Annotated in this window: 14 protein-coding genes; 3 read left to right on the top strand and 11 right to left on the bottom strand. The window is 69.3% G+C overall.

Translation table 11 applies throughout. The features are described 5' to 3' along the window. Positions 1–16: 16 nt before the first annotated feature. Entirely contained in the window at positions 17–742 is a 726-nt protein-coding gene (locus JGU66_33400) for a response regulator transcription factor (protein MBJ6765677.1), read from the bottom strand. Next, on the bottom strand, positions 739–2,577 hold the full coding sequence (locus tag JGU66_33395; GenBank protein MBJ6765676.1) for a HAMP domain-containing histidine kinase: 1,839 nt from the start codon (positions 2,575–2,577) through the stop codon (positions 739–741). Before JGU66_33395 ends, JGU66_33400 begins: the two co-directional genes overlap by 4 nt. 248 nt (positions 2,578–2,825) lie before the next feature. On the opposite strand from JGU66_33395, the gene JGU66_33390 reads away from it, so the two are divergent. Next, positions 2,826–3,560 (top strand): hypothetical protein, encoded by a 735-nt coding sequence (locus JGU66_33390; GenBank protein ID MBJ6765675.1) that lies wholly within the window; start codon positions 2,826–2,828, stop codon positions 3,558–3,560. A gap of 12 nt (positions 3,561–3,572) precedes the next feature. Here the strand turns inward: JGU66_33390 and JGU66_33385 are convergent, their stop codons facing one another. From JGU66_33385 to JGU66_33350, 8 genes are all read right to left on the bottom strand, one after another. Continuing rightward, the gene (locus tag JGU66_33385; protein MBJ6765674.1) at positions 3,573–4,661 is read right to left on the bottom strand and encodes a peptidase M35; all 1,089 of its coding nucleotides are present in this window, start codon (positions 4,659–4,661) and stop codon (positions 3,573–3,575) included. Positions 4,662–4,811: 150 nt separating this feature from the next. Next, a complete protein-coding gene (locus JGU66_33380; protein MBJ6765673.1) occupies positions 4,812–5,495 on the bottom strand; it encodes a hypothetical protein in 684 nt (227 codons plus the stop codon). Positions 5,496–5,609: 114 nt separating this feature from the next. After that, positions 5,610–6,815 (bottom strand): hypothetical protein, encoded by a 1,206-nt coding sequence (locus tag JGU66_33375; protein MBJ6765672.1) that lies wholly within the window; start codon positions 6,813–6,815, stop codon positions 5,610–5,612. Positions 6,816–6,913: 98 nt separating this feature from the next. Beyond that, on the bottom strand, positions 6,914–7,771 hold the full coding sequence (locus JGU66_33370; GenBank protein MBJ6765671.1) for a sterol desaturase family protein: 858 nt from the start codon (positions 7,769–7,771) through the stop codon (positions 6,914–6,916). Further along, positions 7,768–8,031, bottom strand: a complete 264-nt coding sequence (locus JGU66_33365; GenBank protein ID MBJ6765670.1) for a hypothetical protein — start codon at positions 8,029–8,031, stop codon at positions 7,768–7,770. The genes JGU66_33370 and JGU66_33365 overlap by 4 nt, the downstream gene beginning before the upstream one ends. 37 nt (positions 8,032–8,068) lie before the next feature. Further along, positions 8,069–8,299, bottom strand: coding sequence for a hypothetical protein (locus JGU66_33360; protein MBJ6765669.1), 231 nt, complete (start codon positions 8,297–8,299; stop codon positions 8,069–8,071). Between the two features lie 93 nt (positions 8,300–8,392). Then, the gene (locus tag JGU66_33355; protein MBJ6765668.1) at positions 8,393–11,959 is read right to left on the bottom strand and encodes a DEAD/DEAH box helicase; all 3,567 of its coding nucleotides are present in this window, start codon (positions 11,957–11,959) and stop codon (positions 8,393–8,395) included. A 132-nt stretch (positions 11,960–12,091) separates the two neighbouring features. Then, on the bottom strand, positions 12,092–12,550 hold the full coding sequence (locus tag JGU66_33350) for a DoxX family protein (GenBank protein MBJ6765667.1): 459 nt from the start codon (positions 12,548–12,550) through the stop codon (positions 12,092–12,094). 88 nt (positions 12,551–12,638) lie between these two features. On the opposite strand from JGU66_33350, the gene JGU66_33345 reads away from it, so the two are divergent. After that, the gene (locus JGU66_33345; GenBank protein ID MBJ6765666.1) at positions 12,639–13,046 is read left to right on the top strand and encodes a helix-turn-helix transcriptional regulator; all 408 of its coding nucleotides are present in this window, start codon (positions 12,639–12,641) and stop codon (positions 13,044–13,046) included. A gap of 13 nt (positions 13,047–13,059) precedes the next feature. Here JGU66_33345 and JGU66_33340 read toward each other — a convergent pair whose 3' ends face one another. Next, positions 13,060–13,731 carry a hypothetical protein gene (locus JGU66_33340; GenBank protein ID MBJ6765665.1) on the bottom strand — a complete coding sequence of 224 codons (672 nt, stop codon included), beginning with the start codon at positions 13,729–13,731 and terminating at the stop codon, positions 13,060–13,062. A 755-nt stretch (positions 13,732–14,486) separates the two neighbouring features. Between JGU66_33340 and JGU66_33335 the strand changes: the two genes are divergently transcribed. Beyond that, positions 14,487–15,704: a biotin/lipoyl-binding protein gene (locus JGU66_33335; GenBank protein ID MBJ6765664.1), complete on the top strand. Its 1,218-nt coding sequence runs from the start codon at positions 14,487–14,489 to the stop codon at positions 15,702–15,704.

Below are 15,704 nucleotides of genomic sequence, written 5' to 3'. Positions count from 1 at the left end.
CTTCGTCATGGTTGTGTCATGACGTGAGAGGACCGGACAGCTCCATGCGATAGCCCACGCCTCGGATGGTGTGGATGGTGAACCCCGAGGTGCTCGTCCAGCCGAGCTTCTTCTTCAGGTTGGAGACGAAGTTGTCCACCGTGCGAGGGTCCACGACAACGTCACGGCCCCAGACCGCGTCCAGGATCTCTCCGCGGGGCAGTGCGCGGTCGCAGTGGCGCAGCAGGAAGGCGAGCAGATCGAACTCGGTGCGGGTCAGCTCCACCAGCCCGCCATCGGGCCGCGTGAGCGTGCGGCGGCCCAGGTCCAGGCTGTAGCCCGCGAAGCCCATCACCTGGGCCGGTGAGACTCCCGCGCGGCGCACCAGGGCCTGAACCCGCGCGAGCAGCTCCCTCAGTCGGTAGGGCTTGGTGAGGTAGTCCTGCGCGCCCGCGTCGAAGCCTCGGATGAGGTCATCCTCCAGCGAGCGCGCGGTGAGCATCATCACCATGCTCTTGATGCCCAAGGCGCGCAGGCGGCGGCAGAACGTGTAGCCGTCCTCGCCCGGCAACATGACGTCGAGGATGAGCAGGTCGAACTCGCGCTCGCGCAGGTGGGGCTCGGCGTCTCGGGCGGACGCGGCCTCCGTGACGTCGTAGCCCTCGTCGCGCAGGTTGTCGCGCAGGCCCAGGCGCAGGTTGGCGTCGTCCTCGACGATGAGGATGGTGGGGCGGGTGGAGGGCGTTGGGCTGGAGAGCGTCATGGGTGGAGGCGCGACTCGGGAAAGGTCAGCGCGAAGGTCGTGCCTTCGGGGCCGGAGGCGACGATGTGGAGCGTGCCCCGGTGCAAGGCCATGATTCTGCGGCACAGCGCCAGTCCCAGGCCACTGCCTTGCGTCTCCTGCCCGGGAGGGGACAGTCGGTAGAAGTCCTGGAAGACGCGCTCCCACTCGGACTCGGGGATGCCCACGCCGTTGTCGGAGAAGAGCACCGTGCACCCGTGGCCGGGCACGCGCGTGGCGCGCATGGACAGCTCCACCGGGTTGCGGCGGTTGTAGGCGCACGCATTGCGGCCCAGGTTCGCGAAGAGCATGCGCAGCAGGGAGGCGTCGGCTTCCAATTCCAGCTCGTCCACGTCCGAGGTCAGCGCCACCGGCACCGGGACGACGTCCGTCAGGTCGTCGCGCAACAGGCCCACCAGCTCCTCCAGTCGCACGCGGGAGACCTGGAGCTTCCAGCGTCCCTTGTCGATGCGGTTGAAGGACAGGATGTTCTCCACGAGGAAGTGCAGCCCATCCGCGGCGCGGACGATGCGCGTGGGGTAGTCGCCCGCCACTTCGGTGTGGCCGAGCCTCCGCTCCAGCGTCTCGCCGAGCAGTCGGATGGAGGCCAGGGGCGTGCGCAGCTCGTGCGACACGGTGGCGATGAAGTCGTTCTTCAGCTCCAGGAAGCGGTGCTTGCGCTGCTGCGCCACCATCGACACCGCGACGATGGCCACCGCCAGCGCGCCGCACGCGGCCCCCAGCAGCGTCTTCAAGCCGTAGCGGGCGTCGATGTCCGCCTCCGCCGCGGCCCACTCGGGCATGGCCACCACGAGCCCCACGTCCGACAGCGGTCGCACCGCGCCCGAGGGGCTGAGCAGCACCCGCCCGCTGGTGCCGAAGAGCCCGCGCCGACGCAGGTCCTGGGTGATGTCGCCGAGCAGCGCGTCCACGTCCACCGTGAGTCCGCGGACGACCTCGTCCTTGCCGGGCTCCACGTACCAGCGCTCTCCCAGGAGGATGGGGCCGACCAGGCCCGCGGGCATCACCAGCGCACCCGCGCCTTCCTCGCGGGCACGGGCCTGGAAGTCGTCGCTGCGCTCGCCCATCGCGGTGCTCACCTGGACGATTCGCTCGTGCAGGAAGTCGAAGTCCGCCTGGGTGATGCGGTCGCGCCCGCGCAGGAGGTCGCGCTGCAGGCCCGCCCCGCGCGCCACGCCGCCGTAGTCCTCGGGCAGTCCCTCGCGCAGGAGCGAGCGCACCAAGGGAGGCGTGGCCGCGCCTCGCCGCAGGCGCTCCACCACGAGCAGCGTGAAGGGCAGCTCCTGCGTGGACGGCAGCGGATGGGCGGCGTGATAGCGCAGCAGCTCCTCCACGCTCGCGGACGTCCTCGCGCGATCTCCCGCGTCCAGGTCCACCTCCACCTGCCGCAGGCGGGTGAGTCGCTCGTGCCAGGGCCCGCTCGCCGCTCCCTCCGCGAGCTGGCGCGCCATCGCCTCGTAGGCCGCCCGCGCGGGGGCCTGGTTGCCCATGAGGGGACGCGCGAGGCGCGGCAGGTACTGGTGGCCCCCGAACGACAGGTAGAAGCCCTCGCCGGGCGCGAGCGCGTCGCCCATGGCCGCGTGCATGGCGGGGACGTTCTCCTCCAGCTTGCGCGCCAGCGCTCGCCGCAGCGCCTCCGTGGCGAGCTGCTCCAACGCCTCTCGGCGCGAGCGCACCTGGGCGCGGGCATCGTCGCGCTCCTGGGTGAAGATGCGCTGGAGGCTCACCAGTCCCCAACCCAGGGCCAGCAGGCCACAGCCGAGCGCCAGGAGTGTGGGGAGGAGCCGACGATGCATGCGCGTCCAGGGTCCACTATCTCACGGTCGCGTGAGCGCGCTACCGCCGCGATGGGCCTCACGGCGCGATGGGCCACGGCCGGTGCTCGATGGGGCCGCGCCCGCGCCCGCCTTCCTGCTCGCCGTGAATCGTCCTCCGGTACACGAAGTCTCGGCGGGGCCCCCCTGACTCAGTGGAGTGCACCCGGGCGTCACGGCGAACGTGCAGGGAGCGCGAGCCTCTGGCGGGCTCTTGCGGAGGACGGGCCATGCGGATGTCGCTTCCCTTGTCACGCCCGGAGGAGGGCGGACCGGTGGTGCTCTGGGGCGGAGCGCTGCCTTCGGGCAGCCTCAAGTACCTGACGTTCTCGCGCTTCCTGGCGGACATGCCCGGGGATGCGCGCGGGCTGGTGGAGATGTCGGGCGCTTCCACGGCGCTGGCCCTGGACGCGTTGGGCCGCGAGCGAGGCGTGCCCACCGTGGCGCTGACCGACGCCTCGGGCGAGACCTACCTGCGCGCTCACGGATTTCGCGGCGAGGTGCGCACCGGAGGTGGATTGGCGGAGCAGTGGGAGCGCTGTCTGGCATTGGAGCGCGAGGGCTGGCTCTGGCCTCGGCAGCTCGCCAATGGCGCGCTCATCGGGTGCGTCGAAGCCTGGGCGGGAGGCTTGCTCGCGCGCGTGCGCGATGCCTTCCCCGCCGTGCGCACGCTCGTGTGTGGCTTTGGCACGGGCGCCACCGTGGTGGGCCTGCACCGCGTGTTCTCTCCGGCGGGCTTCTCGGTGGTGGCGCTGCAGCCCTCGCCCGGCGGGTCGCTGCCGGGGTGGCGCACCTGGGCCACCCAGAACCTGGGGGCTCGGGATTTGTTTCATCCCCACCGGGACGAGGTGCCGCTGGACACGGCGCGCCCGGCTCCGGATGGCTTCGCGGCCCTCCAGAACTGGGCGCGCGCGCATCCCCAGCCCGACACCGTGCTCGTCATCTCGCACGGCGCGAGGCCCTGAGGGACGTCCGCGTCAGGGAATGGGGGGCGTGTTCTCCGCGAAGTACTCGTGGTTGTCCGCGTTGTCCAAGGCCTGCGAGGGCCGGGTCAGCGCGAGCGTCGTCGCGCCGGTGTGCCCATAGGCAAAGTCATCCGTGTCCGCCACCACCGTGAAGTGGCTGAGCTCGTGGATGAGCGTGCCCGCCTTCGAGTCCGAGCCCCGCGTGGGCGCGTTCCAGAACGCCCCGCACGTGTAGATGTTGTAGGGCTGGTTCTTGTAGACATAGGCATACACGCCGCTGTCCGCGCAGCTGCAATCCACCACCAGCGACGCCGTGCTCAGGGTGGTCTGGATGCGCGCGAAGTGGTTCTTCGCGAGGCTCCAGCCGTTGGGCCGGTAGATTCCAAACCAGGTCGTGTAGCGCAGCGCGGGGATGGTGGGGCCCGCGGACAGGTAGCCGGCGGCGACGCTGGCGTAGTTCATCGCGGTGCTGAGCGCCGCGCCGATGGTGGATTGCTGCGAGGGCGTGCAGCCGCCCGAGAACGCCAGGCTGGAGCTGGTGACCTGGGGCGAGGGCTGCGACGCGCGCCGGTCCGGCCTGCCCTCGATGAACAGGCTCACCTCGGGCGCGTCCAGCTCCGCCACCGTCTCTTCGGCGCGCGCGGGCAGCTCGAACCGGATGCGGTACGTGCCCGAGCGCGACAAGTCATACACCCCCGACACGGCGACCGGCCCGCTGAGACTCTCCCCGGGCTCCAGGGTGACATAGTCCTGCGGGCGGGGCGCCACGCGCTTGTAATGGGCGCCCGTGTACGCCACGGGCTCGCCATCCCGGGTGATGTCGAGTCTTCCGTCCATCAGCCCCGCGCCGGGCACCCGCCACTTGAGCAGCTTGACGGGATGTGACGAGTCATTGGTCAGGGTGACGCGCACCGTGACTTCTTCGCCCGCCGCGAGCGCGGCCTTGGGGACGGACACCGTCGCGCTGAGCTTCCCGTCCTGGGCGGCATCCTCGGCCCGGACGGGAGACTCGTCCTCTGGGTGACTGCCACACGCGCTCAGCAGGACCGCGCTCAGGACCGACCCAAACATCCACCTGCCACCACGAAGTCTCTGACTCAATGTCGACTTCCTTTCGGGGAAAGGCACTGCGCCGGAAAGTCATTCCGGTCTCTCGCAACGCCTTTATCCCTAGCGGAAAGTCTTCATCGACTGGCCTGCCCGACGGGCTGACTCGCCCGTCGGCGGATCATCACCTGACGCGCGCGTGGCTCAGTGCACATCCCAACGCGCGGCAATCTCCTCGCACGCGAGCCGCACGTCGCTCAGGCGACGCTGACGCGCCCTGGGGGCTACGAACACCCGGCCGGCGAACACATCGAACACACGCACCAGACGGTGATCCACCACGCCCTGCTGCTCCAGCCGCTGCTCGGCGTACTCCTGCAACACGGTGGTGATGTATTGCCCGGCGCGCTCGTCCAGGGGGCGGTGCATGGAGAAGTAGAGCTTGAGCAGGCCCGAGCGCATCTCTCCGTGGCGGTCCATGGAGCGCAGCAGCATCTCCGGACGCACGTTGATGGAGACGCCCGCCACTTCCAGCGGCGGCGCGGACGCGTCCGCGGGGCTCGGCACCGCGTGGGTCAGGGCCAGCTCGTCCGCCGCCACCCGGAAGCGCTCGATGGCGTCGGCGTTGAACGCCAGCCGGTGCGCGTCCTCCGGGTTCTGCGCGGCGGCGTCGACCAGGAGTCGCTGGTGGTGGCGCAGGATGGCGTCACTGCGGCCGTGGCACAGGTACTCGGTGATGGCCCGCGTGGCCTCCGGGTAGTACAGGTACTGCGGCTCCGGCGGGTGCTTCTGCATGAAGATGATGCGCTTGCGCAAGGCCGGCGTGCCGGTGAGGAACTGGCCCAGCTTGTTGACCGAGACACGCGGCGACTCACGGGTTTCAACCATCATGTGCGGCCCTCCCAGGTTTCGTTTGCGATTCATGGAGAATACGCGGGGGGTCTGACATTCCCGGGGCCGCCACCGGCCCGGGCGAAGGGGCCCGGACCGGCGCGGTTTCACTCAGTTCCCGTCGGGGTAGCAGAACCCGTAGGAGCGGTCATAGCCGCCGTTGGCCAGCGGGTAGCCGATGTAGCCCAGCTCCTCGCCCGCGCCGCAGGCCGAGCGGGCCCGGGCCGCGCGGTAGCAGGTGCCGTGGCCGTCGCGGTCCAGGTCCACGCACACGCCGCGGGCGCCCTCGACGCCGCAGTACTCCGCCCAACTCTTGGTGCAGGTCTGGCCGATAAGCGCGGGGTCGAAGTCGAAGCCCTGCGACTCCATCACCGACTGCTGCATGCACAGGCCGTAGACGCCGCACACCGTGCCCGTGGGGCAGCCGGGGTTGGGCGCCAGGAAGTCACACGTGGCCAGGCACTGGCGGTCCGCGGTGTACGTGTCCGAGCAGGCGTAGCCCGTGGCGCAGTCCGTGGTGGCCAGCTCGTGCGAGGACGCGGCCGGGGTGCTGGTGCACGCGGCGCCCTGCGTCTTGTTGCCCAGCGACTTCTCCAGCGTGCCGTCGTTGGCCGCCGCGTCCGTGGGGACGCACGTCAGGCCCGGGACGTTCGAGGTGAGCGAGCCCTGGCGCGGATCACACCCGCCGTTGCGCACGGTGTTCCACGTCGCGAAGCGGATCCACAGGCACTGGCCGCCGGCCACCGCCGCGCTGCCCGTGTAAGGCGCGTTGACCGGCGCCGCGTCCACCGACTGGCGCAGCGTCACGTTCGCGAGCGCGCCCACCGTCTGGTCCGGCGAGACCTTGAGCGCCAGCAGCATGGAGCCCGACTCGGCGACGAACAGCGTCTGGTCCGTCGTTCCCACGTCCTTGTAGCCGTAGACGCACTGCTCGCACGTGAAGAGGTTCGTGCCGCCCGTGGACAAGTCATACAGGCCCGGCGCCGTGTTGACGTCCAGCCGGATGCGAGCCAGGTCATCCGCCGCACCCGCGAAGTTGGCGAAGTTGCCCCGGTACGTCGGCTGCGCGGAGTACTGCGTCGGCGTCAGGTCCACGCCGGTGTGCAGCTCGCCCAGGGTGACCTCGGTGCAGCCCGGGGGCGCCTGGAGCTGCGAGGCCTTCTGCTGGATGTCTTGCACGGACTGCTCAGCGGCGGGGCGCTCGGGCTGGGGCGCCGGCGCCGCGGGCTCCTGACCACAGCCAACCGCGACCGACAGCAGGGCCCAGGCCCAACGCGACGGACGCAGGAATCCCTGCACGATGTTGCGAGATGCCATGATGATTTCTCCAGTCCTTGGGAAACGGTTCAAGTGTGAAACGATGCATTCAAGGACTGGCTTGCATTACGCGAATAGCTTGTTTTGCTCAACGGGAATCATTGCGTGGTGGTGGTGTCATTCAAATCGCAAGCACCCGCTTGCTTCACCGCCAGATGCTGGGCTGTGCGAGATGGATGTGTATTCGCGCGCCAGGGTGCCAGGAGTTGCCCCAGATAGCCTTTGGGGAAGCTTCGGGTGAGGCCGAGCGCCCAGGTCTGTTCGCTCTTGGGACGATGATACGTTCCGAAGAGCCAGTCCAGGTAGGGCGCGAGGTTGGCGAAATTATGTCGGGTCTGCTCGGTGCGGGCGTGGTGCCAGTGATGCAGCTCGGGGGAGCCGAAGACAAACCCCAGCGGGCCGAGGGGGAGGCGCACATTGGAGTGGATGAAGGCGGCCCACATCCCACGAAAGGCAACCACCATGGCCAGGGGCGCCAGGGGGATGCCCAATACCAGCAGCGGCAGGTTGCAGACGAACTGGGTGGTCAACCCATCCAGCGGGTGTTCCCGGTGCGCGGCCAGCCAATCCAGATGCTCCACGGAGTGGTGGATGGCATGGAACCGCCAGAGCCAGGGCACCTGGTGACAGAGGCGATGCCAGACATAGACACCCAGGTCGCAGAGGACGGTTCCCGCGATGACCTGAAGCCACGGCGACTGGCGCGCCACCGTGGCGCGGAGTCCCGCCAGCGCCATGGGCATGAGCCAGTCACGGCTCGCGTCGATGGCCCAGACGGTGAGGGGGCCCCAGAGCAGGTATTGGCCCAGGAAGTAGGCCAGGTCCACACGCCACGCGGGACGCGCGAACCGCTGACCTGCCCGGGCGGGGAACGCCCGCTCCAGCGGGCCGAAGGCCACGAGCAACAACCCGAAGCCCAGCGCCGTGCCCAGCAGGAGGCTGAGCAGCGGCTTCATGGCGTAAGGGGCGCCGCCTGGACGGGGGCCGGTGTCCCCGCGTCCTCCGCGAACGCGTCGGCGTGGACGACGCGGCCTTCGCCCGTAGAGGGCATCACGCCTCGCCCGGCCATCGCCTCCTGAGACATCCCGAAGAGGCGCCGGACCTTCGTCCCCGACATCAGGGAGATGCTCGCCGTCACCATGACGAGGATGAGCACCCCCACCGCGCAGAGGATGGCGAACGCCTTGGAAATCTTGCTCGGTGGGGGTGTGCTCATGACCTTCGGGGTCAGGGGCGCGCGTCTGGCTTCGCGACTACGCGTCGAGGCAGGGGATGCCCAGGTCCCGCGGCGCGCAGACGCCCACGTTGGGACCGGCGATGGCACAGCACTCGCCCGCGTTCTGATTGCACTGCGAGCTGTCGCTGCAAACGGTGCCGCCGCGCAGCTTCTCGGCGCCTTGGGGATACATTCCCAGCGCGAAACCCGTGGAGGCAGAGAACAGGAAGGCAACCGCGACAAGGGCGTACTTCTTCGAAGAGCGCATGGTCGGTCTCACCGTGGATGGGGAGGGCTGCGGCTCCAGCCTAACATGCCTGTCTTCCCGTGAAAGGAGGTATTTCTGTCCCATGTTTGGGATTCAGTGGCGCGAGTCGGGAATCTCCTCGTCGTCATGTGTCGTCAGCCGCTGAGACAACAGCCCGAGCAACTCCTTCACGGAGAGCCTTCCTGCCTGGTCCTTGCCGTCGAGCACACCCGCGACGAGGGCTCGTTTGTGCTCATGCAACGACAACATCTTCTCCTCAATGGTTCCGCGCGCCACGAGCCGGTAGATGGTGACAGGGCGGTCCTGGCCAATGCGGTGGGCGCGATCCGATGCCTGGTCCTCGACGGCGGGGTTCCACCACGGGTCCAGGTGGATGACGCTGGTGGCGGCCGTGAGGTTGAGCCCGAAGCCGCCTGCCTTCAACGAGATGAGGAAGAGGGGGGCGTCGCCTTCCTGGAAGGCACGCACGCGCTCGGAGCGGGCCCCGGCGGGTGTCTGTCCATCCAGGTACTCGTAGGCGATGTCCTGCGCGTCCAGGTGCTCGCGCACGAGGGCCAGGTGCGAGGTGAACTGGCTGAACACGAGCGCGCGCTGTCCCGCCGCGCGCAGCTCGTCGACAAGCTCCATGAGCCGCTCCAGCTTGGACGACTCCAGCTTGGAATTGGCGTCATACAGGCGCGGGTGCGACGCCAGCAGACGCAGCCGTGTCAGCGCGGCGAGGATCTCGATGCGACGCTCCTGGTCGCGCATCGTCTCGGGGCGGGACTCCAGGTCGGACAGGGCGGCCAGCCGCGCGTCCTCGTAGAGCTGCCACTCCGCGGAGGAGAGGACCACCGGGACTCGCACCTCGGTGCGGGGCGGCAGCTGCGCCTCCACCTGGGCCTTGGTGCGCCGCAAGAGGAAGGGTTGCAGCACGCGCGCGAGCGCCGGGGCCGCGGTGGGGTCCACGTTCTTCTCGATGGGCAGCGCGAAGCGGGTGCGGAAGGCCTCCCAGCTCCCGAGCAGGCCCGGGAACACCACCGCGTAGAGGCTCCACAGCTCGCCCAGGTGGTTCTCCAGCGGCGTGCCGGAGAGCGCGAACTTGAAGTCACCTTGAAGCGCGCGGGCCGCGCGGAAGCGATGGGTCACCGCGTTCTTCAGGCCCTGGGCCTCGTCGTAGACGATGGTGGAGAAGCGCACGGCGGCCAGGCGCTCGATGTCCCGCGTGAGCAGGCCATAGCTGAGCACCAGCACGTCCCGAGGGCCCAGGCGCTCCAGCGTGCCGCCCCGGTCCACCTGCTCCGAGAACAGCTTCATGCGCAGCGAGGGCGCGAAACGCTGGGCCTCGTCCACCCAGTTGAACGCCACCGACGTGGGCGCGATGACGAGCGCGGGGCCCAGCCGCGAGCGCTCCAGCAGCACGGCCAGCGCCTGCACCGTCTTGCCCAGGCCCATGTCGTCCGCGAGGACGCCGCCCGCGCCCCACGAGGCCAGGCGGATGAGCCAGCGGAAGCCCTCGAGCTGGTAGTCGCGCAGCGTCGTCTTGAGCGTCGTGGGGGGCCGCGGGCGCAGCTCCTTCGCCGCGAAGATGCGCTCCACCAGGGACTTCCAGGCCGCGTCCGCTTCCACCTTCGCGCCCGCGTTCTCCAATGCGGTGAGCGTCTCCACGGCGGAGGGGCCCAGCTCCAAACCATGGCGTGAGCTGTGCGTGTGATCCGCCAGGCGCTCCAGGTGCGCGCGCAGGGCGTCTTCGATCTCCACGTAGGTCTGGGCGCTCACGTGGACGAAGCGCTGCTTGCGTCGGGCCGCGTCGAGCAGACGGGCCAGCTCCACGCGCTCGCCATCCACCGACAGGTCTCCGAGCGCGCCGAACCAGTCGCGCTTCTTGTCGAGCGTGATGTGCAGCGACCCCGCGCCGCGCCCCGCGAGCAGTCGCATGGGGGCACCCACCCACTCCAGCTCCGGGCGCGGCTCCATCGCGACCGTGGCGGCGAGGAGGGCGAGGCCGCCCTGCGCACTGGTGAAGAGGTAGCTGAACGGCGTGTCCTGGGGCTCGGCCGTGTCGAGCGGCAGCTTCGCGCGCAGGGCCTCGGCCAGGGCGCGCTCTCTCACGAAGTCGCGCACCGCGTGCATGGGCTCGGTGCCTCGGCGGACATGCACGTCCCGCGAGCCCTCGCCGGGCACGAGCGGTGGGCTCTCGGGGAGGGGCCGCGTGCGCAGCTCCACTCGGACCTGTCCTCCCGGCTGCGCCTCCATCCGCACCACGGGCAGGTCGAGCGGCACGACCTCCTGGCCCATCACGCTGCGCGGCAGGGCCACCGGAAGCCGGACCGACAGCTGCGACAGGTGTTGGAGGAGCGCGCCGTGGCTCTCGGGCGGAAAGCTGTTGCCGTGACGCGCGAGCACGCCCAGCAGCGTCCTCGCATCCACGCTCACGTCGAGCACCGTGAGGCGCCGCGCCGCTTCGTCCCAGAGGTAGAGGACCTCCTCGGGGCGCGAGCGCCGCACGCGCTCCACCATGGTGGAGGACAGGGACGCTCCCTCCACGCCCGCCGTGACGACGACAGACCCGCCTCGGTCCTCGGCCACCAGCCCCACCTTGGCGCGCTCGACGCGCACGAGGTCCGGGGAGTCATCCAGGTGGAGCCGCGGATGGTCCACCAACTCGAAGAGGAGCGCGCGTGACGCCGGCGCGGTCGTCTCCGGAAGGAGCACCGCGAGGCGCGCGTCGAGGGGGGAGAGCTGCGCGCCGTACTCCTGCAACAGCCGCCGCCGACTCAGCCGCGTGCCCGCGCTCAGCTGCCCCTTCTTGTTGCGGCGGTGGGCATACGCGGCGACCTCCACGCCGTAGCCCTCGATGACCTCCAGTCGCCAGGTGAGCTCCGAGCCCGGAGCGCCCGCGGGGTTCTCCTCGACCGCGCGCTCCAGGGCCCGCAGCGTGCGCTCCCACGAAGGGCGCACCAACTCGGCCAGCGTCTCGCCGAAGTTCTCGGACCAGGGCTGGCGCAGCCATGACAGCGCGGTGTCCACCATGGCCAGGCCATGCACGCAGGTCGTGGCGCCGCAGGTGCACTCCACGCTCGCGGTCGTGGGCGAGAACGTCAGCCGCATCTCCGGGAGGATGAAGCCCGCCTGGGAGCCCACGGGCAGCTCCGAGATGCCGCTCTCGCGCAGGCGGAAGCCGGGCAGCAGCGGATCCAACTCGAGCGCCTCCGCGTGCAGCAGATCCGCGGGCCTCGGCGCAATCGACGCGGGGACGCGGGCGCGCAGTGCGCTCAACAGCGCGTGGACCCGGTGCGTGCGAGGTTCGACTGGGGGCGCCAGCCGCTCGTCGAGGCCCGCGCGCGCATCCCGTGCGGCCACCGCCTCCTCTTCGACGAATCGCCAGGCGAGCCGGGGCAGCAGCTCCTTCATCTTCGGCGAGGGCTGTGCCTCGGTGTGCCAGCGAGCGAGCGACTCGGCGCTCACCAGCTCCACCATGCGTCGTCGGAGGATGGCGGGGCGGAACTGTGGCATCAGCGCCGGATCCACGCGAGGCGTGAGGGGGCCCAGGCTGTAGCGCGCGACGTGCTCGATGCCCTCGGCCTGGAGCCACGCCCTCAGGGCGGAGTCCGTCTCGAAGGGGGGGGTCCCCGCGACCAGCGAGGGGACGGGACCCGGTGGCTTGCGCTCCTCGGACATGCCGCTGCTTCTTCGCGATGCGACGGGGAAACGCAAGGCCGGAGTTCGGCCGGCCCTTGCGCTCACACGCGGCGTCTGGCTCCTCGGGCGAGCGGGTGGGGGGAGCCCTCGGTGGCCCTCCGCTCGGACGCGTTACGCGCGCGGCACGATGGGCGCCTTCGCGCGGCGGCCCCAGAACACGAAGATCGCGAGCGCCACGAGGAAGGCGTTGAAGGGCGTGTTCGCCGCTTCCCCGCGCGACAGGTGAAAGGCAATCGCTCCCACTTGCATGACGGCGCAGCCCAGCGCCGCGAGCCACGTCAGGCCCGGTTGGATGCGGGTGAGCGCGGGCAGCACCAGGCCCAATCCTCCGAGCAGGTCGAACGCGGCCGTCACATACAAGAAGGCGGGGGAGACCTGTCCGGCCCACGGAATCATCGCGGCGAGCGCGGGGATGGGCGTGAGGAACTTCCACAGTCCCGTGCCGACGAAGGTGAGGGACAACAACGCCTGGACCATCCACAGTCCGAAGTGGAGACCTCGGGATGGCGCGGCTGGGATGGGGCGCGCGCTCGACGCGCCGGAGGTTTCGTTTCGCGTGAGTTCAGTCATCGGATTTCCTCGCGGGCAGAGGGCGCGTGGTGACGCGGGGTGACTGGAACTATCTTGCTCGCCGCGCGGCGACGGACAAGGAGGCACATTGAAGTCACTAGGGAACGGCAAGTTGACTCGGAGCTACGCCGAGGACTGCGCGGCCACTCGCGAGGTCCTGACCCGAGTCGGTGACAAGTGGAGCGTGCTCGTCATCGTCAACCTGGGGGCGGGCACCCTGCGCTTCAGTGATTTGAAGCGCGCCCTCGATGGCATCTCCCAGCGCATGCTGACGCTCACCTTGCGCGGGCTCGAACGCGATGGGCTGGTCCTGCGCACCGTGCTCCCGACGAATCCCCCGCGCGTCGACTACGCCCTCACGAACCTGGGGCGGACCTTGCTCGAGCCGGTGACGGTCCTCGCGCTGTGGGCGGAGCGCAACTGCCCTGAGGTTCAGCGCGCTCGCGAGGCCTTTGACCGCGCCGCGAAGGACGTGCCTTCCTCGCGGGCCTCGTGACGCTCGCGCGGGCTCAATGCAGGAACTGGATGCGCAGCCCCGGTTCGAGCCAGCCGTGAACGGCTCGCCGTGAGCTCGGCACGGTCTGACTGCCACCGAACGGGTCGAAGGTCTCGAAGAGGGAAGAGTACTTCCCAAAGGTTGCCGTGAAGTACGGGCCGACGCGGAGGAACGAAGCGACCTCCACGTCGATACCTCCCTGGACATGCGCGAAGAGGAAGCCCGAGGCCTTTCGCTGCTGCGTGCCGCCGTCAGGACCCGTGGTCAACCAGGACATCTCGAGGTCGAGGCCCGCGCCCGCCCAGGGCTGGAGGGGGCCCTGACTCAGGAAGTGATAGTTCACGCCCGTTCCAAGCCGCACCAGGTATCCGTTGCACCGCACGCTCGGGTCGCAGGCCCCTGGCGCGATGCGCGCGATGCCATTCTGGAAGACCCCCTCCACCGACCAGTGAGGGGTGAGTGCGTAGCCCACGTCGAGCTGGGGCGCGAGCATCCCCGCATAGCGTGAGGAGAGCTTCTGGTCGCGGATGAGGTCTCCGACGGGAAAGGCATACCCCAGACGCAGGCCGACGAGGAGGTGCTTTCGTTGCCCCTGGGGTTGGGCTTCTGGGGTGTCTTCAGCCCAGGCGGGAGCGGTGAACAGGCACAGCAACAGCAACAGCCCGGCGTGACATCGAGGACGCATGGAACCCCAGGAGAAGGACGGCGAAGTCGGCCGCCAGGGCTCTGTGCAAATGAATGGCCAAGGGCACTTCGAGTGAGCCGCCGTGTGGCCCTGCTCTCGCGACACATTCGTGGAATGGCAGGCGCGACGCGCCTGTCATGACGGAGATGTCATGGAACATAGCAATCGCCTTGCTTGGCTTGATTTGCATGTATTGCGTGATTTTGCTTGGCGGGCTTCCAGTTGCGGTTGCCGAACCGCTCCGGGAGGTGTGGCTACCTCAGCAGGCCGGAGGAAGGCGCCAGGTCAGCTCAAGCTGGCTGATTCGCCTATCCATGCTCGCCAGGAACGAGCACTTGCAAGATCAAGGCGTTGCCAGAAATGAGAGGAGGGGCTGATGGAAAATCCCATCAACCCCCCTCTGTTCATCGGAAACGAGGGACGACCAGCCTCAACAGCTGGCGTCAAAACGGCTCACTACTAACGCGCCTTCGGGCCGCCGCGGACGTGGAGCTTGATCTTCATGTCGTGCCTCCTTTCAAAACCTAACGCTACACGCACTGTTAGTGATGTCAAGCCAGGGCAAACAAATGGCCGTCTCAATGTGTGACACATCGCGACACCATGTGATGCATTGCGACGCGTTGCGGCGATGCGGACGAAGTCCCGTGTCGCAGCGAGGGGTCTGTATGCGGGTCCTGCGAGGGTGAATTGCAAAAGCAGCCGCCGAGGTGTTGACACGGTGCGACCATCAAGGCGACGTTTGTTCGTGGGCCATGGCATATCCATTCGAGCGAACCCTGCGTTCCATGAACTACGAGTCAGACACACGCCTCGTGTTTGTGGCTCTGATGGTATTGTGCGTCGGCGGGCTCATCGCCTGGTCGCTGTTCGCCACGGTCCCGCTCGTCAAGGCCAGCTCACAGGCCCGGATCGAGCCACACAATGCCGTCCATCGCATCGAGCCGCCCAGCGCGGGCAGGGTCGTGCTCTCGCGGCTCAAGCTCGACCAGGAGGTCAAGGAAGGCGACCTGCTCATCGAGTTCGATACACGGGCCGAGCGCCTCGAGCTCGAGCGGAGCAAGGCGACGCTCGCCGCGACCGAGAAGGAGCTCGCCATCATCCGCCAGCAGATCACCAACAAGCACGAAGAGGCGGAATTGACGGCACGGGTGGACGAGGTCGCGGTCAAGGAGGCGCTGGGGAGGGAGCAGGAGCTCGCGCCCAGGCACCGGCTCGCGATGGAGCGCGCGGAGCTGGCCCTCAAGAGCCCGACGGGCGCGGTCTCGGAGATGGAGAAGCTCGAGCGCACGACCGACGTCGACGCGCTCAACTTCGCGCAGACGGCGCAGGGTCTGGCGCTCATCCGACTGCGGCGCGAGCAGGACGTGCGCCGTCAAACCCTCGCCGCGCAGCTGCTCGGGCTCGAGCGCGAGAAGCTGGCCTCCGAGGGGCAGATTCGGGAGCTCCAGGGCACCATCGACCGCCTCGAGTACCAGATCGAGCGGAAGCAGTATCGGGCGCCGGCCACGGGCCACCTGGTCGACGTGGCGGAGCTCGGCGCGGGAGCGTTCATCGCCGATGGGCAGCGGGTCGGTACCATCGTCGCGAGCGATGCCGAGGTGCGGGTGCGCGCCCGTTTCCCGAAGGAGGACGTCGGCTTGATTGAGCCCGGCCAAACGGCGCGCCTCAAGCTCGACGGCTACCCGATGACCCTCTACGGGACGGTCCCCGCCAGGGTGACGGCCGTCGGAACCGAGCCCGGCCAGACCGCCACGCCCGAGGCCATCCCCGGCACGGTGCGCGTCGAGCTCGCGTTCGCGCCGCCGGACGATCCGCGCATCCGGCTCCGCCACGGCATGACCCTGACGGTGGAGGTCGAGGTCGCGCGGGCGTCGCCTGTCGCGCTGCTCATGCGGGCGCTCGGAGAATGGAATCCGCAGCCTGAGGAACGGCCCACGACCGTGTTTCAGCCCGAAGCCGAGGCCCGCTGA

The sequence above is a fragment of the Myxococcaceae bacterium JPH2 genome, assembly GCA_016458225.1.
In the GTDB taxonomy this organism is placed as follows: domain Bacteria; phylum Myxococcota; class Myxococcia; order Myxococcales; family Myxococcaceae; genus Citreicoccus.
Note: the sequence above shows the minus strand (reverse complement) of the source record. Positions and strands in the feature narration are given on the sequence as shown.